This is a genomic window from Ruegeria sp. BF7, from assembly GCF_056538605.1.
Map to the genome: position 1 here is coordinate 111835 of NZ_JBQFTM010000005.1, position 19236 is coordinate 131070.

At 59.2% G+C, this 19236-nt stretch carries 19 protein-coding genes; 6 read left to right on the forward strand and 13 right to left on the reverse strand.

Features of this window, described 5'->3' with window-relative positions:
• Positions 1–34 precede the first annotated feature (34 nt).
• From ACR0IK_RS13040 to ACR0IK_RS13055, 4 genes are read left to right on the forward strand one after another with little or no spacing between them, the layout of a single operon-like run.
• Entirely contained in the window at positions 35–712 is a 678-nt protein-coding gene (locus ACR0IK_RS13040) for a cell division ATP-binding protein FtsE (protein ID WP_480592805.1), read from the forward strand.
• On the forward strand, positions 709–1608 hold the full coding sequence (locus ACR0IK_RS13045) for a cell division protein FtsX (protein ID WP_480641794.1): 900 nt from the start codon (positions 709–711) through the stop codon (positions 1606–1608). Before ACR0IK_RS13040 ends, ACR0IK_RS13045 begins: the two co-directional genes overlap by 4 nt.
• A complete protein-coding gene (locus tag ACR0IK_RS13050) occupies positions 1608–2348 on the forward strand; it encodes a lysophospholipid acyltransferase family protein (protein WP_480641795.1) in 741 nt (246 codons plus the stop codon). Before ACR0IK_RS13045 ends, ACR0IK_RS13050 begins: the two co-directional genes overlap by 1 nt.
• A complete protein-coding gene (locus ACR0IK_RS13055; RefSeq protein WP_480641796.1) occupies positions 2335–2940 on the forward strand; it encodes a pyridoxamine 5'-phosphate oxidase family protein in 606 nt (201 codons plus the stop codon). Before ACR0IK_RS13050 ends, ACR0IK_RS13055 begins: the two co-directional genes overlap by 14 nt.
• A 1-nt stretch (position 2941) precedes the next feature.
• On the opposite strand, the gene ACR0IK_RS13060 is transcribed toward ACR0IK_RS13055, so the two are convergent.
• The 12 genes from ACR0IK_RS13060 to mdh all read right to left on the reverse strand — a co-directional run bounded on the left by ACR0IK_RS13060 (position 2942) and on the right by mdh (position 16990).
• Positions 2942–3790, reverse strand: coding sequence for a tellurite resistance TerB family protein (locus ACR0IK_RS13060; protein WP_480641797.1), 849 nt, complete (start codon positions 3788–3790; stop codon positions 2942–2944).
• 160 nt (positions 3791–3950) lie between these two features.
• Positions 3951–5339 (reverse strand): dihydrolipoyl dehydrogenase, encoded by a 1389-nt coding sequence (gene lpdA, locus ACR0IK_RS13065; RefSeq protein ID WP_480641798.1) that lies wholly within the window; start codon positions 5337–5339, stop codon positions 3951–3953.
• Between the two features lie 73 nt (positions 5340–5412).
• Positions 5413–5682, reverse strand: coding sequence for a hypothetical protein (locus ACR0IK_RS13070; protein ID WP_170327189.1), 270 nt, complete (start codon positions 5680–5682; stop codon positions 5413–5415).
• 2 nt (positions 5683–5684) lie between these two features.
• Entirely contained in the window at positions 5685–7196 is a 1512-nt protein-coding gene (odhB, locus tag ACR0IK_RS13075) for a 2-oxoglutarate dehydrogenase complex dihydrolipoyllysine-residue succinyltransferase (protein WP_480641799.1), read from the reverse strand.
• A 3-nt stretch (positions 7197–7199) separates the two neighbouring features.
• Positions 7200–10157, reverse strand: a complete 2958-nt coding sequence (locus ACR0IK_RS13080) for a 2-oxoglutarate dehydrogenase E1 component (RefSeq protein ID WP_480641800.1) — start codon at positions 10155–10157, stop codon at positions 7200–7202.
• Positions 10154–10696 (reverse strand): DUF805 domain-containing protein, encoded by a 543-nt coding sequence (locus ACR0IK_RS13085; RefSeq protein ID WP_480641801.1) that lies wholly within the window; start codon positions 10694–10696, stop codon positions 10154–10156. The genes ACR0IK_RS13080 and ACR0IK_RS13085 overlap by 4 nt, the downstream gene beginning before the upstream one ends.
• Positions 10693–11523 carry a hypothetical protein gene (locus ACR0IK_RS13090; RefSeq protein WP_480641802.1) on the reverse strand — a complete coding sequence of 277 codons (831 nt, stop codon included), beginning with the start codon at positions 11521–11523 and terminating at the stop codon, positions 10693–10695. The genes ACR0IK_RS13085 and ACR0IK_RS13090 overlap by 4 nt, the downstream gene beginning before the upstream one ends.
• Positions 11524–11528: 5 nt before the next feature.
• Positions 11529–12410 carry a succinate--CoA ligase subunit alpha gene (gene sucD, locus ACR0IK_RS13095; RefSeq protein ID WP_058278790.1) on the reverse strand — a complete coding sequence of 294 codons (882 nt, stop codon included), beginning with the start codon at positions 12408–12410 and terminating at the stop codon, positions 11529–11531.
• Between the two features lie 85 nt (positions 12411–12495).
• Positions 12496–13044: a hypothetical protein gene (locus ACR0IK_RS13100; protein ID WP_480641803.1), complete on the reverse strand. Its 549-nt coding sequence runs from the start codon at positions 13042–13044 to the stop codon at positions 12496–12498.
• A 3-nt stretch (positions 13045–13047) separates the two neighbouring features.
• Positions 13048–14241, reverse strand: a complete 1194-nt coding sequence (gene sucC, locus ACR0IK_RS13105; protein ID WP_170402721.1) for an ADP-forming succinate--CoA ligase subunit beta — start codon at positions 14239–14241, stop codon at positions 13048–13050.
• Between the two features lie 193 nt (positions 14242–14434).
• Positions 14435–15952, reverse strand: coding sequence for a hypothetical protein (locus ACR0IK_RS13110; RefSeq protein ID WP_480641804.1), 1518 nt, complete (start codon positions 15950–15952; stop codon positions 14435–14437).
• A 75-nt stretch (positions 15953–16027) separates the two neighbouring features.
• Positions 16028–16990 carry a malate dehydrogenase gene (gene mdh, locus ACR0IK_RS13115; protein ID WP_480592827.1) on the reverse strand — a complete coding sequence of 321 codons (963 nt, stop codon included), beginning with the start codon at positions 16988–16990 and terminating at the stop codon, positions 16028–16030.
• Positions 16991–17151: 161 nt separating this feature from the next.
• Between mdh and ACR0IK_RS13120 the strand changes: the two genes are divergently transcribed.
• Positions 17152–17907 (forward strand): sulfite exporter TauE/SafE family protein, encoded by a 756-nt coding sequence (locus ACR0IK_RS13120; RefSeq protein ID WP_480641805.1) that lies wholly within the window; start codon positions 17152–17154, stop codon positions 17905–17907.
• On the opposite strand, the gene ACR0IK_RS13125 is transcribed toward ACR0IK_RS13120, so the two are convergent.
• Entirely contained in the window at positions 17904–18203 is a 300-nt protein-coding gene (locus ACR0IK_RS13125; protein WP_480641806.1) for a hypothetical protein, read from the reverse strand. The two genes, ACR0IK_RS13120 and ACR0IK_RS13125, sit on opposite strands and share 4 nt — an antisense overlap.
• A 169-nt stretch (positions 18204–18372) precedes the next feature.
• Here ACR0IK_RS13125 and ACR0IK_RS13130 point away from each other — a divergent pair, with 169 nt between their 5' ends.
• Positions 18373–19230, forward strand: a complete 858-nt coding sequence (locus tag ACR0IK_RS13130) for an HpcH/HpaI aldolase/citrate lyase family protein (protein ID WP_480592833.1) — start codon at positions 18373–18375, stop codon at positions 19228–19230.
• Positions 19231–19236 lie beyond the last annotated feature (6 nt).

Below are 19236 nucleotides of genomic sequence, written 5' to 3' on the forward strand. Positions count from 1 at the left end.
GGCAAGAAGGGCGGCAACTAGAATGGGGGCCTCTGTGATCGAGCTGGAAAATGTCAGCTACACCTATGGTGGAGGCGAACTGCTGAGCGACGTGTCGCTGCAGCTGCAACCAGGGTCGTTTCACTTTTTGACCGGCCCGTCGGGCGCGGGAAAGACCACGTTGCTCAAGCTGTGCTATGGCGCGTTGCTGCCCACATCCGGGCGGCTGAGCGCGTTGGAGCAGGATGTCGCCCGGCTGGATCGGGACCAGATGGCCCTATTGCGACGTCGGATCGGTGTCGTGCATCAGGACTGCCGGTTTCTGGATCACATGACGGTGGCAGAGAATGTGGCCTTGCCATTGATGGTATCCGGGCAGGCCGAGACCGCGAAGCGAGAAGACCTGAGCGAATTGCTGTCTTGGGTCGGTCTGGGCACCCGGCTGGATGCGCACCCGCCGGAGCTGTCAGGGGGTGAACGTCAGCGCGCCGCGCTGGCCCGTGCGGTGATCCTGTCGCCGGATGTGGTGCTGGCGGATGAACCCACCGGCAACGTGGACTGGGAGATGTCGCAACGCCTGCTGCGCCTGCTGGTCGAGCTGAACAAGATGGGCAAGACCGTGCTGATTGCCACCCATGACCTGAGCCTGATCCGAGCCGCCAAAAGTCAGGTGCAGGCGCGTGTGCTGCGAATCTCGCAACGTCAGGTCCAGCTTGCGGGGGCAGATCTATGAGCAAGGGGATGATCCGAAACCTGTTGCAACGGGACGCGCGTGCCGACCGGGTCGTGCCGCCCACCGGCTATACCGCGCATCTAACTCTGTTCGTGTCGGGCGCGATGGCGTTTCTGGCGGTGTTTGCGCTGGCGCTGTCGCTGGCCTCGGGGCGACTGGCGGATCGCTGGGCGAGTGAACTGGCCGGGGCCGCGACCCTGCGCATCAACGCCCCAGCCGACCAACTGGCGGCCCAGACCGAGGCCGCCCTGACTGTGCTGAGCCAGACACCTGGTGTTGCTTCGGCCCGGGCGCTGACGACCGAGGAGCAGGCCGCTCTGCTATCGCCATGGTTCGGCCCCGACCTGCCGCTGGACACCTTGCCGATACCGCAACTGATCGAAATCATCGAAGGAGAGCCCGGTCTGGATGCAACCGGCCTGCGTCTGCGATTGGGGGCCGAAGTGCCGGGCGCCGTACTGGACGACCACACCCGCTGGCGCAAGCCGCTGGTGGATGCGGCAATGTCGCTGCGGCGGCTGGGCTGGGTCTCGATCCTGCTGATCGGTGGGGCGACGGCCGCGATGATCACGCTGGCGGCAAATGCGTCGCTGGCGGCCAACGCCCAGATCATCGAGGTGCTGCGCCTGGTCGGTGCCCGCGACCGTTTCATTGCCCGCGCCTTTGTCCGGCGCTTTACCTACCGCGCGTTTTTTGGCGCGGTTGTGGGCGTCCTTCTGGGCATGACCGGCGTGCTGCTGCTGCCCGAAGCCTCGGATGAGGGCGGTTTTCTGACCGGTCTGGGCTTTCAGGGCGCAGGCTGGATACTGCCGGCACTGATCCCGGTGTTAGGTGCCACTGTCGCCTTTCTGGCCACCTGGACTGCCGCCAGCCGTAAATTGAAGGAGCTTTCGTGATGGCCACAGCGTTTCAATGGACCCGTTCGCTGATCTTCATGATCGTGATCTACACTTGGATGCTGATCCTGGGCGTTGTCTTCGCCCCTTATGCTCTGTTTGCCAAAAGTGGCGCGCTGCGGGCCTGCAAGACCTATGCCCGCACAACCATGTGGCTGGCCCGCTGGATGGTCGGCATCCGCACCGAGGTCCGCGGGGCCGTGCCCAAGGGTGAGGTCGTGGTAGGCGCCAAGCATCAGTCCTTTCTCGACATCATCATAATCTTCGACGCGGTGCCCCACGGCAAGTTCATCATGAAAAGGGAACTGCTCTGGACACCGATCATCGGCATGTATGCCCGGCGCCTTGGCTGTATCCCGGTCGATCGCGGCAAGAAGGGTGCGGCCGTGGCCAAGATGGTCAAGGACGTGTCCAAGGAATTCAACGAACCCGGCCAGTTGGTCATCTACCCGCAGGGCACCCGCGTCGCGCCGGGGGTGCATCGTCCCTACAAGGTGGGCACGGCGGTTCTGTACGAAGGCCTGGGGTTTCCCTGCGTTCCGGTGGCAACCAACGCCGGCGTTTTCTGGCCGCGCACGGGCGTTCTGCGCAAACCCGGGCTGGCGATTGTCGATTTTCTCGATCCGATTGAACCAGGCGTTGGCCGCAAGGATTTCCTGCAACGGCTGGAAGAAGTGATCGAAACGCGCTCTGATGCATTGATGAAAGAAGTGGGGTTTGACCCGGATGGAGTTCATTGAAGATATCGAAACGCTCGAAGGGCTGTACGGTACGCCCGCAGCGCCCTCGCTGCGCAAGGTGGCGCATAGCCTGACGCCGCTGTACCGCAAGTGGATCATGGCCTCGCGGCTGTGCATCCTGAGTACGGTTGGCCCTGAAGGCACCGATGGCAGCCCGCGCGGGGACGATGGCCCGGTGGTGTTGGAACTTGGTCCAAAGACGCTGGCCCTGCCGGACTGGCGCGGCAACAACCGTCTGGATTCCCTGCGCAATATCGTGCGCGACCCGCGTGTGGCGCTGATGTTCCTTGTGCCTGGGTCGAACAATGTGGTTCGGGTAAACGGACAGGCGCGGTTAACGGCGGACGTGGCCTTGCGCGCCCACTTCGAGAAGAACGGTAAGCAACCCGCGACCGTCGTAGTTATCGAAATCACCGAGATCTACACCCAATGCGCCCGCGCAATGATGCGGGCGCGGACATGGAACGCGGGTGACGAAAGTGCCGACCTCCCCACCATGGGAGAGATTCTGGCTGAGGTGAGCGAAGGGGAAGAAGGCGGCGCGCGTTACGATTCCGAGTGGGGGGCACGCGCCGCAAAGACCATGTGGTAAATCACGCCGGGTTGGCGTTCGCGGCCTGAAACATCGTCATGAATTCGTCCACATTGATCCCCAGCCCGCGTGCCAGTTTCTGGACGAAAAGGGCCTCATCCTCATCCATATTGCCGTCTGCGGCTGCGATCATCAGCGTGGCCTTCAGAACCATGCGTTTCTGATCCGAGGTCAAGCCGGTGCCAAAAGCGGCAAACTGTGCCTCGGTCGGCTTGGCCTCGGCCATGTCGAACATGCGGCGGATGCGGACCTCGTCAAAGGTCTCACCGGTCATTTGCTTGGCAATATCGGCCATCAATGCAATCTCAGATGGGTCCAGCGTACCATCCGCCTTTGCCGCGTGGCACATTGCATCCATCGCCCGCAGGGCCGCCGGATGCACATCGCCCATCTCTGCATACCTCTGTGCCTTGCGCTTGGCCTGAAAAGCAGATTTCAATCCGGCAACGATCAGAAACACCGCGACGATACCCAGACCCCAAAACCCCGAGATCATGTCGGCGATTGACATCGAGGGTTGATCCGGCAGGTCCGCAGGGTAAGTCCCCACCACTTTGCCCATCGCCAACTGTTCGGCGTTGACCGAGTAGTAACTGTCGCTGTCGCATTTGTTCGGAGCCATGACATAGCCGATCGAATTGCGCCACACGCCCGCGAACATGATGTGAGTCTTTTTGGTCAAATGGCACAGGGCCAGCTGTTGACCAGAATTGTCCGTGACATCGGTTTCAGCAACAAGGCTCATCTGTTCGGCCGTGCCCCAGACGCCGCCGCCGCGGGCCGCGTGCGCGTCCTGACCAGAGAACATGGTGAATAACAGCGCCACCGCGCAAAGAAGTGCAAACCGCATTTCCGCCTCGATAAATGTTTCGTTTCAATCAGTTCTGCCGGCTCTTCCCGGCAATCACAATCGAGTGATCAACCTATGCGGTAGCAAAAGTAAGGCGGCGCAGCGGCAAGAAAAAGGCGGGCTTTTTGGCCCGCCTTTAAGGAGTTCTATCGTAAATCTATCAGCTGTGGATCGGACCATCGCCACAGGCCAGTGCGGCCTCACGCACCGCTTCCGAATAGGTCGGGTGGGCGTGGCAGGTCAGGGCCAGATCCTCGGCCGAGGCACCGAATTCCATCGCGACGCAAACCTCATGAATCAGGTCACCCGCGGCCGGACCGATGATGTGGCAACCCAGAATGCGATCGGTTTCCTTGTCGGCCAGAATCTTGACGAAGCCATCGGCGGCAAAGTTCGCCTTGGCGCGGCCATTGCCCATGAACATGAACTTGCCGACCTTGTAGGCGCGGCCCGCGGCCTTGAGCGTCTCTTCGGTTTCGCCCACGTTCGCCACTTCGGGCCAAGTGTAGATCACGCCCGGGATGACGCCATAATTGACATGACCATGCTTGCCCGCGACTTGCTCGGCGGCAGCCATACCTTCATCCTCGGCCTTATGTGCCAGCATCGGGCCTTCGGTCACGTCGCCGATGGCATAGATGCCCGGAACGTTGGTCTGCCAGTCTGCACCAACTTTGATCTGACCGTGCGGGGTCATCTCAACGCCCAGAGCCTCAAGCCCAAGACCGTCCGAGAACGGCTTGCGCCCGGTCGCGACCAGAACGGTGTCGGCGTCGATCACGTGCTCGCTGTCATCCTTGCGCAGCTTGTAGGTAACCTTGGCCTTGGTCTTGGTGGCTTCGGTTTTTTGCACCGCTGCGCCCATCACGAATTTCAGGCCCTGCTTCTTGAGTATGCGCTGGAAGGTCTTCTGCACCTCAGGGTCCATGCCCGGAGTGACTACGTCGAGGAACTCGATCACGGTGACCTCGGCCCCCAGACGCTGATAGACGGACCCCAGCTCCAGACCGATAACACCCGCGCCGATCACGACCATCTTTTTCGGGATCTTGCCCAGTGACAACGCACCGGTCGAGGTCACGACGACCTTTTCATCGACCTCAACGCCCGGCAGCGAGGCTGGCTCGGACCCGGACGCGATGATGATGTTCTTGGCCGAGTGGACCTCATCGCCCACCTTCACCTGACCGGCCGCTGGGATCGATCCCCAACCCTTGAGCCAGTCGATCTTGTTCTTCTTGAACAGGAACTCGATGCCCTTGGTGTTGCCCTCGATGGTTTCTTCCTTGTATGCCTGCATCTGTTTCCAGTCGACCGAGGGGCTTTTGCCCTTCAGGCCCATCTTGGCAAAGTTATGCTCGGCCTCATGTAATTGATGAGAGGCGTGCAGCAGAGCCTTGGACGGGATACAGCCCACGTTCAGACAGGTCCCGCCCAGGGTTTCACGCCCTTCGACAACGGCGGTTTTCAGACCCAGCTGGGCGCAGCGGATGGCGCAGACATAGCCGCCGGGGCCGGCGCCGATTACGATGACGTCATAGTTTGCCATTATACTCTCCTAAGTCGACCGGATGGACCGGTGGCTGCATGATCCAGCATGGCCGGTTCATGCGGTGTTTTCTTCAAACCGGTTCCAGCAGCTTGATCGTGATATGTGCAATGCCGCCCCGTTCGTGGTGCATCGCCAGCTCTTCCGAACCGAAAAAGGCACGGGCCTTGTCCAGGTTCGTGACCTCGAACATGGCGATGGCATGGTCGCGTTGGTCCGGGTCGCGCCAGACGTGCAGGTCGCGAATACCCGCGGCCTTGCGCATAGGTTTGTCTTCGCGGAACACTTTCAACCAGGCATCGAAATCGGCCACATCGGCCTGCCACAATACATGAGTTGCCATAATTACAGATCCATCAGCAGGCGGCGCGGATCTTCCAGCGCCTCTTTTACACGTACAAGGAAGGTCACGGCGCCTTTGCCATCAACGATCCGGTGATCGTAGGACAGAGCCAGATACATCATCGGGCGGATCTTGATCTCACCGTTGATGACCATCGGACGGTCTTGGATCTTGTGCATGCCCAGAATACCCGACTGCGGGGGGTTCAGGATCGGCGACGACATCAGAGAGCCGTAGACACCACCGTTCGAGATGGTGAAGGTGCCGCCCTGCATTTCGGCCATCGAAAGCTTACCGTCACGGGCGCGCTTGCCCTTTTCGGCGATGGCTTTTTCGATCGCGGCAAAGGACATGCTGTCGGCGTCACGGATGACTGGAACAACCAGACCTTGAGGCGTACCGGCGGCAACCCCCATGTGCACGAAGTTCTTGTAAACGATGTCGGTGCCATCGATCTCGGCGTTCACCTCGGGCACTTCCTTCAGAGCATGGCAGCAGGCCTTGGTGAAGAAAGACATAAAGCCCAGACGCACGCCGTGCTTCTTCTCGAACTGGTCCTTGTATTGGTTGCGCAGAGCCATCACCTCGGTCATGTCCACCTCGTTGAAGGTGGTCAGGATCGCAGCGGTGTTTTGCGCGTCCTTCAGGCGCTTTGCGATGGTCTGGCGCAGGCGAGTCATGCGCACGCGTTCCTCGCGAGATGCATCCTCGGCCGCTACTGGCGCGCGTGGTGCAGGCGCAGGGGCCGGGGCCGCAGCAGGAGCCGGTGCGGCTGCGGTTGCCACGGCGCGGGCTACGTCCTCTTTCATAATGCGGCCATCGCGACCGGTGCCGGAGACCTGATCGGCGGACAGACCGGCTTCGGCCATCGCTTTTTCGGCCGAGGGCGCATTGGCCACGTCCATGCCCGTGGCCACCGTCGCTGGGGCGCCGGCAGCGGCCGGAACAGCGGCAGGGGCTGCAACGGTACCTTCACCCGAGATCACCGCCAGCTTGGCCGACGCGTCCACGGTGGTGCCTTCGGGGGCCACGATTTCCGCCAGAACGCCAGCGGTCGGGGAAGGGACCTCGACCGAGACCTTGTCGGTTTCCAACTCACAAAGCATTTCGTCCTGCGCGACGGCATCGCCAACCTGTTTGAACCAGGTGGATACGGTGGCCTCGGTAACCGACTCGCCCAAGGTAGGAACCATGACGTCGACGCTGCCTGCACCAGCGGCCGGGGCGGCCTCGGCTGCGGGGGTCGCAGTTGGTGCAGGGGCCGGGGCGGCGCCTTCACCTGCAGCGATTGTTGCTAGCAGGGCATCGACGCCAACGGTTTCACCCTCGGCAGCTACGATCTCGCCCATCACACCCGCCGTGGGCGAAGGCACTTCGACGGTCACCTTGTCGGTTTCAAGCTCACAGAGCATCTCATCCACGGCTACGGCATCACCGGGTTTCTTGAACCACGTCGCAACCGTGGCTTCGGTGACGGATTCGCCAAGCGTGGGAACACGAACTTCAATGGTCATCGTTTACTTTCCTTCGATGCTCAGCGCTTCGTTCACGAGCGCCTCTTGTTGGGCTTTGTGTTGGCTGGCCAGACCCGTGGCGGGCGAGGCCGAAGTTGCGCGACCGACATAGCGGGGCCGGGTATGTTTGGCCTTAATACGGGTCAGAACCCATTCGATATTGGGTTCGATAAATGTCCAGGCACCTTGGTTCTTGGGTTCTTCCTGACACCAGATGATCTCGGCCCCCTTGAAGCGCTCAAGCTCGTTAATCAGCGAATGCGCCGGGAACGGGTAGTACTGTTCGATCCGCATCAGGTAGACATCGTCAATGCCGCGTGCGTCACGCTCTTCCAGCAGGTCGTAATAGACCTTGCCGGAACACATCACGACACGTTTGATCTTGTTGTCCTTGACCAGCTTAGTCTCGGAGTTGCCCTGCTGCGCATCGTCCCACAGCACCCGGTGAAAGCTGGAGCCGGTGGTGAACTCTTCGGCGGTGCTGACCGCCAGCTTGTGACGCAGCAGCGATTTCGGCGTCACCAGGATCAACGGCTTGCGGAAGGTCCGGTGCAACTGCCGGCGCAGGATGTGGAAATAGTTCGCGGGCGTAGTACAGTTCGCCACGATCCAGTTGTCCTGACCGCACATTTGCAGGAAACGTTCCAGACGCGCCGAACTATGCTCGGGGCCCTGCCCTTCGAAACCGTGCGGCAGCAGAGTCACTAGGCCGGACATCCGCAGCCATTTGCTTTCGCCCGAGCTGATGAACTGGTCGAACATGATCTGCGCGCCGTTGGCGAAATCACCAAACTGTGCTTCCCACAGGGTCAGCGCGTTGGGTTCTGCCAGCGAATAGCCGTATTCGAAGCCCAGAACCGCGTATTCCGACAGCATCGAGTCGATCACGTCGTATTTCGACTGACCGGTACGGATGTTGTTCAGCGGGTAATACCGCTCTTCGTTTTCCTGGTGCACAAAGCCCGAGTGGCGTTGGCTGAACGTGCCGCGTGTCGCGTCCTGACCGGACAGGCGAACCGGGAAGCCTTCGGTCAGCAAAGAGCCAAAGGCCAGCGCTTCACCGGTCGCCCAGTCAAAGCCCTTTCCGTTGTCGAACATCTGTTTCTTGTGATCCAGCAGACGACCCACAGTCTTGTGCAAGGCAACGTCCTCAGGCGCGTGCGTCAGAGCCTTGCCGATCTCGGCCAGAGTGTCAGGCGTGATCGCGGTTTCGCCGCGCACGTATTCTTCTTTGTTCTTGTCCAGATGCGACCAGCGCCCGTCCAGCCAGTCGGCCTTGTTGGGCTTGTAGTCCTTGCCGGCCTCGAACTCATCGTTCAGATGCGCTTGGAAGGCGGCTTTCATGTCCTCGATCTCACCTTCCGGAATCAGGCCATCCTTGACCAGACGTTCGGTGTACAGCGACAGCGTGGTCTTATGGGTCTTGATCTTCTTGTACATGATCGGGTTGGTGAACATGGGCTCGTCGCCCTCGTTGTGACCGAACCGGCGATAGCAGAAGATGTCGATGACCACGTCCTTGTGGAATTTCTGGCGGAACTCGGTCGCTACCTTGGCGGCGTGGACCACGGCCTCGGGGTCGTCGCCGTTCACGTGGAAGATCGGCGCCTCGACCATCAGCGCGATATCGGTCGGATACGGGCTGGAGCGCGAGAAGTGCGGCGCGGTGGTGAAGCCGATCTGGTTGTTGACCACGATATGCATGGTGCCGCCGGTCTTGTGACCGCGCAAACCCGACAGGCCGAAGCCTTCGGCCACAACACCTTGGCCGGCAAAGGCCGCGTCGCCATGCAGCAGGATGCCCATCACCGCGGTACGGTCAGTGTCGTTCAGCTGATCCTGCTTGGCGCGGACCTTGCCCAGAACCACCGGGTTCACCGCCTCAAGGTGCGAGGGGTTCGCAGTCAGAGATAGGTGCACGCTATTGCCGTCAAATTCGCGGTCGCTGGACGCGCCAAGGTGGTATTTTACGTCGCCTGACCCGTCCACATCCTCGGGCTTGAAGCTGCCACCCTGGAATTCGTTGAAGATCGCGCGATAGGGCTTGCTCATCACATTGGCGAGGATGTTCAAACGGCCCCGGTGTGGCATCCCGATGACGATGTCCTTGATCCCCAGGGCGCCGCCCCGCTTGATGATCTGCTCCATCGCGGGGATCAGCGCTTCACCGCCGTCCAGACCGAACCGCTTGGTGCCCATATATTTGACGTGCAGGAACTTCTCGAAACCTTCGGCCTCGACCATCTTGTTCAGGATCGCCTTGCGGCCTTCCTTGGTGAAGGCGATTTCCTTGCCATAGCCTTCGATCCGCTCTTTCAGCCATGCGGCCTGTTCGGGATCCGAGATATGCATGTATTGCAGCGCAAACGTGCCGCAATAGGTCCGCTTCACGATCTCGACGATCTGGCGCATACTGGCCATCTGTAAGCCCAGCACGTTGTCGATAAAGATCGGCCGGTCCATGTCGGCTTCGGTAAAGCCATAGGTCTTGGGGTCCAGCTCGGGGTGTGTGCTGGCGGCGCGCATCCCCAGCGGGTCCAGATTGGCGGCCAGATGGCCCCGGATCCGATAGGCTCGGATCAGCATCAGCGCCCGCAAGCTGTCCAGAACCGCACGTTTGATCTGGTCTTCGCTGACCTCAACGCCCTTGTCCGCAGCCTTGTCCTTGATCTTCTTGCCAGCGGCTTTGGCGTCGATCTCGGCCCATTCACCAGTCAGCGCGCCGGTCAGATCATCTGCTGGCATCGGCGGCCAGTCGGTGCGCGCCCAGGACGGCCCTTCGGCCTCTTTCTGAACGTCCGGAGAAGCGTCACCCATGGCCTTGAAGAACTCGGCCCAAGCGGCATCTACCGCACCGGGGTTCTTGGTGTACTGGGCATAAAGCTGCTCCAGATACTCGGCATTGTGCCCCTGCATAAAGCTCGAGGCGTGGAACGCGGAATTGGGCGTATGTTCGGTCATTGGGCTACCTCATATGGGTTGGGACCGTATTGGTTGGTGCCTGGTTGAGACGGGCGGGTCAGCCACCACAGCACCAGGAGGGGCGACACAAACAGAACGAAAAGTGTCGGAAGGACGACCAGCAAAGTGGCGCGGGTGAACAGGATGTCCAGGTTGCCGCCATGCTGGAAGCTGGACGCAAGGCCGATGCCAAAGATCAGAACACCAGCGGCCCCGACGATCAGCAGGATCGGCAACAGAGCGTAAAGCCCGCTGCGCCCGGTATCATGCATCCGCCGCCACGCGGCGGCCAGATGCGGGAAAAAGACGACCAGGCCGACGATGCTCTGCACGGGCGCAGAGGACGTGGCGGTGACTTGTTTGACTTCATCGGTCTGCGTCGTGGCGACCTGAGTGAAGAACTGCCAGTCGATGATCCCGGCGATAATGTTCCAGATCACGATGAACAGGAAAAAGAACCAGTATTCGGGCCGCGAGGCGCGACCCGAGAAGGTGAAGAACTTGGAGAAGCAGGTGCGGATGGCGTCAGAGAAGGTCATGGCTTGGCTTCCTCATTTCGCCGAGAGATTTCTAATGCCAATGCCGCATTGGGTTTTCTCGAATATTGCTCTTCGAATTCGGAACGTTCAAACCAAAAAAACTGCACTCTCGCAGGCCCCATGCCTACTTGAGGTTCCAGAATCGGGCGATCAACAAAAACGCCCAGCTTCACAAGAACACTAGCAGCACCAGAAAGCGGTTTGTGTAGCTCGTCTCCAATCGTCGTCGCACTCACAGTTCGAGCCGGACCAAGAGATACTTTGTGCTCGTCACCCGGGTATTGATAAACTGCATCAGAAACCAATGTTGCATCTTGCAAAGAAGAACTAAAGAAGCGGCATCCAAGGTCTTCGCCAAGTTTTCTATTCCCGCCCTTGTCATGGATCATCAAAAACGCGCGGGTGTCTCCATCCCACCAGAACGCATCATAGACACCGCGCTGTGAGACATCGGATATGGTGTCCAGATGCTCAATCATGTCGGGAATAATGCCAGTTTCTGTATCCAGACCGAAAAAGTTGTATCTCTCATCAATTAGGGCACGGAAGAGTCCGCCATCGGCCAAAAGCGAAGCAAGTGCTTCGGGATAGGGCGCACGGAACTTTTTCCATCCGCGTTCGGTGAATTCTTGAGCAATCGACGCGCGACTCTTAGACGACCAAGTACAGAGGTCAATTATGTCCTGTGTTGGCTTTGTGAACTCAGGGGATGCGCTTGCAACACCTGCACACATCGAAAGCAGGCCGCCAAATACAAGGGCCAAGACATGCTTAAAGCGAGGAGATTTCTCTCCCCGCCTCGTGTAGCGTATGCCTTGGTGCGCCATCGCGCTTACCCAATCGCTTCCAGCACAGCCTCACCCAGCTGCGCCGGGCTTTCGGCCACGACGATACCAGCTGAGCGCATGGCTTCGATCTTGTCTTCGGCACCGCCCTTGCCGCCGGCGACAATCGCGCCTGCGTGGCCCATGCGGCGGCCCGGAGGGGCCGTGCGGCCTGCAATGAAACCGGCGGTCGGCTTTTTGCGGCCCTTCTTGGCCTCATCCGCCAGGAACTGCGCGGCTTCTTCCTCGGCCGAGCCACCGATCTCACCGATCATGATGATCGACTCGGTCTCGTCATCGGCCAGGAACCATTCCAGCACGTCGATATGCTCGGTGCCTTTGATCGGGTCGCCGCCGATGCCCACACAGGTGGACTGGCCCAGACCCACATCGGTGGTCTGTTTGACGGCCTCATAGGTCAGGGTGCCCGAACGGGACACAACACCCACGCTGCCGCGCTTGTGGATGTGGCCGGGCATGATGCCGATCTTGCAGGCGTCGGGCGTGATGACACCGGGGCAGTTCGGGCCGATCAGGCGCGATTTGCTGCCTTCCAGCGCGCGCTTCACTTTCATCATGTCCAGAACCGGGATGCCTTCGGTGATGCAGACGATCACTTCCATCTCGGCATCAATGGCTTCGAGGATCGAGTCAGCCGCGAAGGGCGGCGGAACATAAATCACCGAGGCGTTGGCTTCGGTTACATGCTTGGCCTCGTGGACCGAGTTGAACACGGGCAGATCAAGATGGGTCATCCCGCCTTTGCCGGGGGTCACGCCGCCGACCATCTTGGTGCCATAGGCGATGGCCTGTTCAGAGTGGAATGTGCCCTGCGAGCCGGTAAAGCCCTGACAGATCACTTTGGTATTTTCGTCGATGAGGACTGCCATTTGGCGTTCTCCTTTTTTTTAAGCAGAAAGAATCTGCTGAAACTCGTTTCTGAAAGCAGAGACAGCCCCGCTATTCACTTAGGCGTCAGTTGTAGACGTAACTTGCAACTTCCTTTCGGGAGACTGGTTTTGTCACGAAGACAAAATGGCGAACGTGATCGCGCTTTTTTTTAGCCTCGTAGACCAATACGCTCCCATTTTTGAGTTGGTACACGTAGTTATACTGGCCTCTGGGAAGATGATCCTGGGGTTCACCTCCGGTTCGTTTTGAAGCCTCCTGAAGAAAGAGATCCCCGATTTCCTTACTGTTATCGGCACCAAGAAAGACTACGGCGCATGTCGACTTGTCACCTTCTTCGATCACACTTGTAGCCAACAACTTCTCGCCCGGGGCCATGAATGCGGGGTTGCCAGCCATTGGAGTCGTAGGCTTCAAACCTTGTTTTTGAACCGCGGTTGAGAACGTGTCGAAATTCGGAAGCGTTTTTAGGCAAGCCTCGGAGAACACCTGAACAGGTTGGTTTGTCTCTGAGAATGCAAAAGACTTCGCAGCAAATCTATCCGTTGAGGGCGCACCGCAACCTGACAAGGCCACGGCACACGCCAACGCAACAGCTTTTGAACTAAACTTCACAGCTTAACCCTTAACCGCCTTCACGATCTTCTCGGCACCGTCTTTCAGGTTGTCCGCCGCGATCACGTCTAGGCCAGAGGTGTTGATGATCTCTTTGCCTTTCTCGACATTCGTGCCTTCCAGACGCACGACCAGCGGAACTTGCAGGCCAACCTCTTTCACCGCGGCGACAACGCCCTCGGCGATGACGTCACAGCGCATGATGCCGCCGAAGATGTTGACCAGAATGCCTTTGACCTGCGGGTCCGAGGTGATGATCTTGAACGCCTCGGTCACTTTCTCTTTGGTGGCACCGCCGCCCACGTCGAGGAAGTTGGCAGGCTCGGCACCGTACAGCTTGATGATGTCCATGGTGGCCATCGCCAGACCGGCACCGTTCACCATGCACCCGATCTCACCATCCAGCGCGATGTAGTTCAGGTCGTACTTGGAGGCTTCCAGTTCCTTGGGATCTTCCTCGGTCGTGTCGCGCAGTTCGGCGATGTCGGGGTGGCGGTAAACCGCGTTTCCGTCAAAGCCGACCTTGGCGTCAAGCACTTTCAGATCGCCCTTGTCCGAGATGATCAGCGGGTTGATCTCCAGCATCTCCATGTCCTTCTCGACGAAGGCGTTATAGAGCTGACCCATCAGCTTGACGCATTGCTTGACCTGCGCGCCTTCCAGACCCAGCGAGAAGGCGATGCGACGGCCATGATAGGGCTGATAGCCGGTGGCAGGGTCGACCGAGAAGGACAGGATTTTCTCGGGCGTGGCGGCCGCCACCTCTTCGATGTCCATGCCGCCTTCGGTGGAACAGACGAACGAGATGCGGCTGGTCTGGCGATCCACCAGCAGAGCCAGATACAGTTCGCGTTCAATGCCGGAACCGGCCTCGATATAGATGCGGTTGACCTGCTTGCCTGCCGGGCCGGTCTGATGGGTGACCAGTGTGCGGCCCAGCATCTTCTTGGCTTCTTCGGCGGCTTCTTCTACCGACTTGGTCAGACGGACACCGCCCTTTTCACCGGCGTCGGCCTCTTTGAAAGAACCCTTGCCGCGGCCACCCGCGTGGATCTGTGCTTTGACAACCCACAGGGGGCCATCCAGTTCACCGGCTGCGGTTTTGGCTTCCTCGGCGCGCAGAACTGCGCGACCTTCGGAGACCGGAGCGCCATAGCTGCGAAGAAGAGCTTTGGCCTGATATTCGTGAATGTTCATCGAAACTGTCCCGTCTGACTACGATTACACCGTTATAGAGGTGCCTAGGGGGCATCTATAAAGGGTTTTTTTATGCCAAAGCAGTTTTTAGTGGAGATTTTTCACTTTTGTGATCACAGTTTTTTGGGGTGTGATCACAAAACTTTTTTATCGATTCGAATCTAATTGACGAAATCCCGGGGCGGGCAGCGCGTCAGTTGAAATAAAGCGCGAAACTTCCGGCGTTACCTTGTGTCATCCGCTGGAAAGCCAGCCAGTTTGCATTGGTTATCTTGGGGCCCTTGGCGGCATAAGGTATGGCGGCCCGTCCGTGAAGCCAGGATAGTAGATCAATCGGTGCAGGATCGTCGAACCAGGCCGAGACGTCTATCCCGTACTCTGCGGGCAAGAACGGATGCGGGGCCAGAAGGCGGCCTTCCAAAACGGCCTGCGCGTCGTCCAGAACGCTCTTCCAGGCCCGAATCGTTTGGTCGTCCAGTGTTATGCCCAATGCACTTTTTTGGTTCGGGTTCGCAATCCACTCGCGGTCATTATCCGTTTCACGCGCCAACGCATCCCAGAATATGTGGTTTTGCGCCAGCATGTTCAGCCAGTGATCCCTCGCGCGTGCAATTCTTACGGGGTCGGGTTCGGAGTCCAGTGCTTTGATCAACGCGTAAACTGCGTTGCGTGTTTCGTCCGGTATTGAATCGCGAACTATACGATTCATCTGCCGTTCTATGTTGTGGAAGCTGAGTTCATTGGAGTCATCGGCAAATACTTCCGCTGGAAGCTTGCTCTCATGCGCTCGGATCTCTCGGCGTATCAGTCCATGTTGTCGCATGGCTCTTTGGCGCGCATCAAAAACAATGCTGGTTTGCTCCGATACGTCTTCCCGCTGCAGTTCCAATTCGGTCCGCTCTTCTCCTTCGGGCAGCGCTCTGATTTGCTCATCCAATTCACGCTGCCGCTCGCGCAACTGTTCAAGCGCTTCCCTCTGTTGAACCTGGAGTGTCCGCAGATCATTCCGTTCAACTTCCAATGCCGCGATCTTTAGAACGATCGCATCAACAACATAGGTGTTGGGAATTGTTGGCGCATCCGCCAACATGGCCTCGGCAAATAGCAAGTCGGCAAAAATGGGTGAAGGGTCAAAGGCCAGAATGCCCTCGGCCACGCCCGACAGCATGTAGGTATACGCCGTCAGCCATGCATGATCGGCCCCGTCGAAGCGTACGGTGATGGGCGCGACGGCCTCACCTTTGTCGGGACGCGCAGTGCGGGGCACAGCAAATTGAACCAACAGGTTCGAAACACTCTCACCTTCGTCCAAGGACCCGTTGCGGTTGATGTCGAGCCACAGATCGGTCACCACCAGCTCGAACGGTTTTGCTGTCTCGGGGTTCGTCTGCGCCAGTGTCCCACGGGCCAAATCGAGGTTTGCGGCGAAGGCCTGAATCATCTCGGCAAAGGTTGACGGTGTACGGCTTTCCGGCTCGGGGTTGGCGAATCCGCCGCGTCCCATTCCAAAAACCCGGCCAAACCCACGACCTATCCCATATTGGTATTGGGTCTGCAGCAGAACTTCCACTGCGCGCAGCGTCTCAAGCGTTCCGCGCTCGAACGACCCTTCGTGGGCTGTTTCCAGACGTTGCGTCAATGTCGGTAGGGTCGTTTGGGCGGCAGTGCCAGTGGCGATGCCCAACAGGGCGATCAAAAGCAGTTTCTTCATAAGTATATGGCCTGTAATAGAAAAACGCGCCGAGTTGCCCCGACGCGTTTAACCTTACGATCAATGCGTGTATCGTCAAGCCAGCGAGCTGTCGATGCCCTTGCACGCTTCGATCAGGCCCTTCACGGCGTTGACCGAGTTGTCGAAACCGGCCTGCTCTTCTTCGTTCAGCTTGATGTCGACGACACGCTCGATGCCGCCCGCGCCGATCACGGTGGGCACGCCCACATACATGCCTTCAACGCCCAGTTCGCCGTTGCAATAGGCGGCGCAGGGCAGAACGCGCTTCTGGTCTTTCAGATAGGCTTCGGCCATTTCGATTGCCGAAGTTGCAGGCGCATAGAAGGCCGAACCGGTTTTCAGCAGGCCGACGATCTCGGCGCCGCCGTCACGGGTGCGCTGCACGATCGCGTCCAGCTTCTCTTGTGTTGTCCAGCCCATCTCGACAAGATCAGGCAGCGGGATACCGGCGACGGTTGAGTAACGAACCGACGGCACCATGGTGTCGCCGTGGCCGCCCAAAACGAATGCGGTCACGTCGCGCATCGACACGTTAAATTCTTCCGACAGGAAATGAGCGAAACGGCCCGAGTCCAGAACGCCCGCCATACCGCAGACCTTGTTGTGCGGCAGGCCCGAGAATTCGCGCAGAGCCCAGACCATCGCGTCCAGCGGGTTGGTGATGCAGATGACAAACGCGTCAGGCGCGTTGGCGGCGATGCCTTCACCGACCGATTTCATGACCTTCAGGTTGATGCCCAGCAGGTCGTCGCGGCTCATGCCCGGCTTGCGCGGCACACCGGCGGTCACGATGCAGACGTCTGCGCCTGCGATGTCTTCGTAGGACTGGGTGCCTTTCAATTTGGCGTCGAACCCTTCCGAAGGACCGGACTCAGCGATGTCCAGCGCTTTGCCTTCCGGGATGCCTTCGGCGATGTCGAACAGGACGACGTCACCAAGTTCCTTCATTGCTGCGAGGTGGGCGAGCGTGCCGCCGATCTGACCTGCGCCGATCAGCGCGATCTTGGGTCTGGCCATTTGGAATATCTCCGGTCGGTTTTGAAATCGCGGTTGTGCTAGTCGGTAAATGGTTTTCGCGCAAGGGTTATGCAGCGTGGCATACAACCGCATACTGTTTGCACTGTACTTGGTGATTGCGCTAAACGGCCTGTTAGACAAGCCTATTTCCGGGATGCCGCATGTTCGAATTGAACCTGATGTTTTTTGCTGTGGCAATCCCGGCGGTGATCTTTGCCGGTATCTCGAAGGGTGGGTTCGGCTCGGGCGTGGCCTTTGCGTCGTCGTCGATTCTGGCCCTGATCCTCACGCCCGGGCAGGCGTTGGCGCTGATGTTGCCGATACTGATGGTGATCGATGTGACCACTCTGGGACCGTACTGGAAACGTTGGAACTGGCCGGATTCACGGCTGCTGATATTGGGTGCCGTACCGGGTGTCGCACTGGGTGCATGGCTTTATCGTGCAACAAATGACGACCTGCTGCGCCTGCTGATTGGCGGGATTTCGGTCGGTTTCGTGATCTGGCACATGGCGCAAAGCAAAGGTCTGATCCGCGGTTTTGCCAATCGCCTGCCTGCCCCCGCCGGGTTGTTCGCGGGTCTGGTCGCGGGCTTCACCAGTTTTGTCAGTCACGCAGGCGGTCCACCCGCCGCCGTCTATCTGCTGTCTCAGCGCCTGTCGAAAACCGAGTTCCAGGCCTCGACCGTATTGGTCTTTTGGGTCATCAACGGCGCGAAGTTCATCCCCTACGCCTATTTGGGCCTGTTTACCTGGCACACGGCGTTGGCGGATCTTCTGCTGACCCCATTTGCAATCCTAGGTGCGTGGCTGGGCGTCCGGGCTCATTTCATGCTGTCCGAGCGCCTGTTCTTTGGCATAGCGTATGTACTGCTGACTATTACCGGCAGCAAACTGATCTGGGACGCGCTGACCTAGACGTTGCGGGGCAGCGCCTCGGCCATCTGCTCATAGGCTTGGCCGGTCGCGATCAGGCAAGTCATTCCATCCGGCAGTGTCACCGTTATGGTCCAGCTTCCGGTCTGATCCGAGGCATAGACCTCCATCATCGCACCCTGCCGTGCAATGCCGATGCCGCGGCGTGTCTCGCCATAGGCCCCGACCAGCCGTTTCACCACGTCTTCGCGCGGGGCGCAGGTGCGGGCCTGAACCTGTTGCGCGGCCAGGACCATGAGCCCAAGGCCCATCGTCATTTTGAAAAGCGTCTTTTTCATCACTCACCCCTTTTGATTCCATCTGCAATCAGGGTGCGGGTGGGGCGCAGAAATCTGGTTAAAACTCCGCGCGTTGCGTCACGTATGCTGCGTTGCGGCAATTTTCCTCTTGAACTTTCCGGCAAAAAATGGCCCATTCCGCGCAACAATCTTTCAAAGGGAGAGGCCAATGGACCCCCGTCAGCGCCCCTATCGTTCCGTTCTGTATATTCCCGGCTCGCGTGACCGGGCGCTGGATAAGGCGCGTAACTTGCCGGTGGATGCGATCATATTTGACCTCGAAGATGCAGTTTCGGCAGATGAAAAGGCAAACGCCCGCGAAACACTCAAAACTGCCTTGGCGGCCGGGGGCTACGGCTCGCGGGTCAAGATCGTCCGCATCAACGGGTTGGACACCAAATGGGGTCGCGCCGATGCCGAAGCGGTGCGTGAGATGGATGCTGATGTGGTGCTGCTGCCAAAGGTGAATTCTGCCGCTGATGTGGAAGCGTTGGCTGCGATTACTGGCGACATGCCGATCTGGGCGATGATGGAGACTCCGCGCGGCATGCTGAACGCTGCCGAAATCGCGGCGCACCCATTGATGGCCGGGTTCGTCATGGGCACCAACGACTTGGCCAAGGAGTTGCAGACTCGTTTCCGCCCGGATCGCCTGCCGATGATGACCTCTCTGGGTCTGTGCTTGCTGGCTGCAAAGGCTGAGGGTCTGATCATTGTCGACGGTGTCTATAATGCCTTCAAGGATGGCGAGGGTCTGGCCGCCGAATGCGAACAGGGCCGTGACATGGGTTTTGACGGCAAAACCCTGATCCATCCTGCACAGGTGGATATCACCAATGCGGCCTATGCCCCGTCGGATACCGAAATCGACCTGGCCCGCCGCCAGATTGCGGCTTTTGAAGAGGTTGAGTCGCAAGGGCAGGGTGTTGCTGTCGTCGATGGCAAAATCGTTGAAAACCTGCATGTTGTAACTGCCCGCGAAATTCTGGCAAAAGCGGAGGCGATTTCAGCTTTGCAAGCGGGGTAAGCCAGC

Coding starts and splice junctions, on each gene's coding strand:
- ACR0IK_RS13045 (WP_480641794.1), top strand. CDS start 709: ATGAGCAAGGGGATGATCCGAAACCTGTTGCAACGGGACGCGCGTGCC.
- ACR0IK_RS13050 (WP_480641795.1), top strand. CDS start 1,608: ATGGCCACAGCGTTTCAATGGACCCGTTCGCTGATCTTCATGATCGTG.
- ACR0IK_RS13055 (WP_480641796.1), top strand. CDS start 2,335: ATGGAGTTCATTGAAGATATCGAAACGCTCGAAGGGCTGTACGGTACG.
- ACR0IK_RS13060 (WP_480641797.1), bottom strand. CDS start 3,790: ATGCGGTTTGCACTTCTTTGCGCGGTGGCGCTGTTATTCACCATGTTC.
- lpdA (WP_480641798.1), bottom strand. CDS start 5,339: ATGGCAAACTATGACGTCATCGTAATCGGCGCCGGCCCCGGCGGCTAT.
- ACR0IK_RS13070 (WP_170327189.1), bottom strand. CDS start 5,682: ATGGCAACTCATGTATTGTGGCAGGCCGATGTGGCCGATTTCGATGCC.
- odhB (WP_480641799.1), bottom strand. CDS start 7,196: ATGACCATTGAAGTTCGTGTTCCCACGCTTGGCGAATCCGTCACCGAA.
- ACR0IK_RS13080 (WP_480641800.1), bottom strand. CDS start 10,157: ATGACCGAACATACGCCCAATTCCGCGTTCCACGCCTCGAGCTTTATG.
- ACR0IK_RS13085 (WP_480641801.1), bottom strand. CDS start 10,696: ATGACCTTCTCTGACGCCATCCGCACCTGCTTCTCCAAGTTCTTCACC.
- ACR0IK_RS13090 (WP_480641802.1), bottom strand. CDS start 11,523: ATGGCGCACCAAGGCATACGCTACACGAGGCGGGGAGAGAAATCTCCT.
- sucD (WP_058278790.1), bottom strand. CDS start 12,410: ATGGCAGTCCTCATCGACGAAAATACCAAAGTGATCTGTCAGGGCTTT.
- sucC (WP_170402721.1), bottom strand. CDS start 14,241: ATGAACATTCACGAATATCAGGCCAAAGCTCTTCTTCGCAGCTATGGC.
- ACR0IK_RS13110 (WP_480641804.1), bottom strand. CDS start 15,952: ATGAAGAAACTGCTTTTGATCGCCCTGTTGGGCATCGCCACTGGCACT.
- mdh (WP_480592827.1), bottom strand. CDS start 16,990: ATGGCCAGACCCAAGATCGCGCTGATCGGCGCAGGTCAGATCGGCGGC.
- ACR0IK_RS13120 (WP_480641805.1), top strand. CDS start 17,152: ATGTTCGAATTGAACCTGATGTTTTTTGCTGTGGCAATCCCGGCGGTG.
- ACR0IK_RS13125 (WP_480641806.1), bottom strand. CDS start 18,203: ATGAAAAAGACGCTTTTCAAAATGACGATGGGCCTTGGGCTCATGGTC.
- ACR0IK_RS13130 (WP_480592833.1), top strand. CDS start 18,373: ATGGACCCCCGTCAGCGCCCCTATCGTTCCGTTCTGTATATTCCCGGC.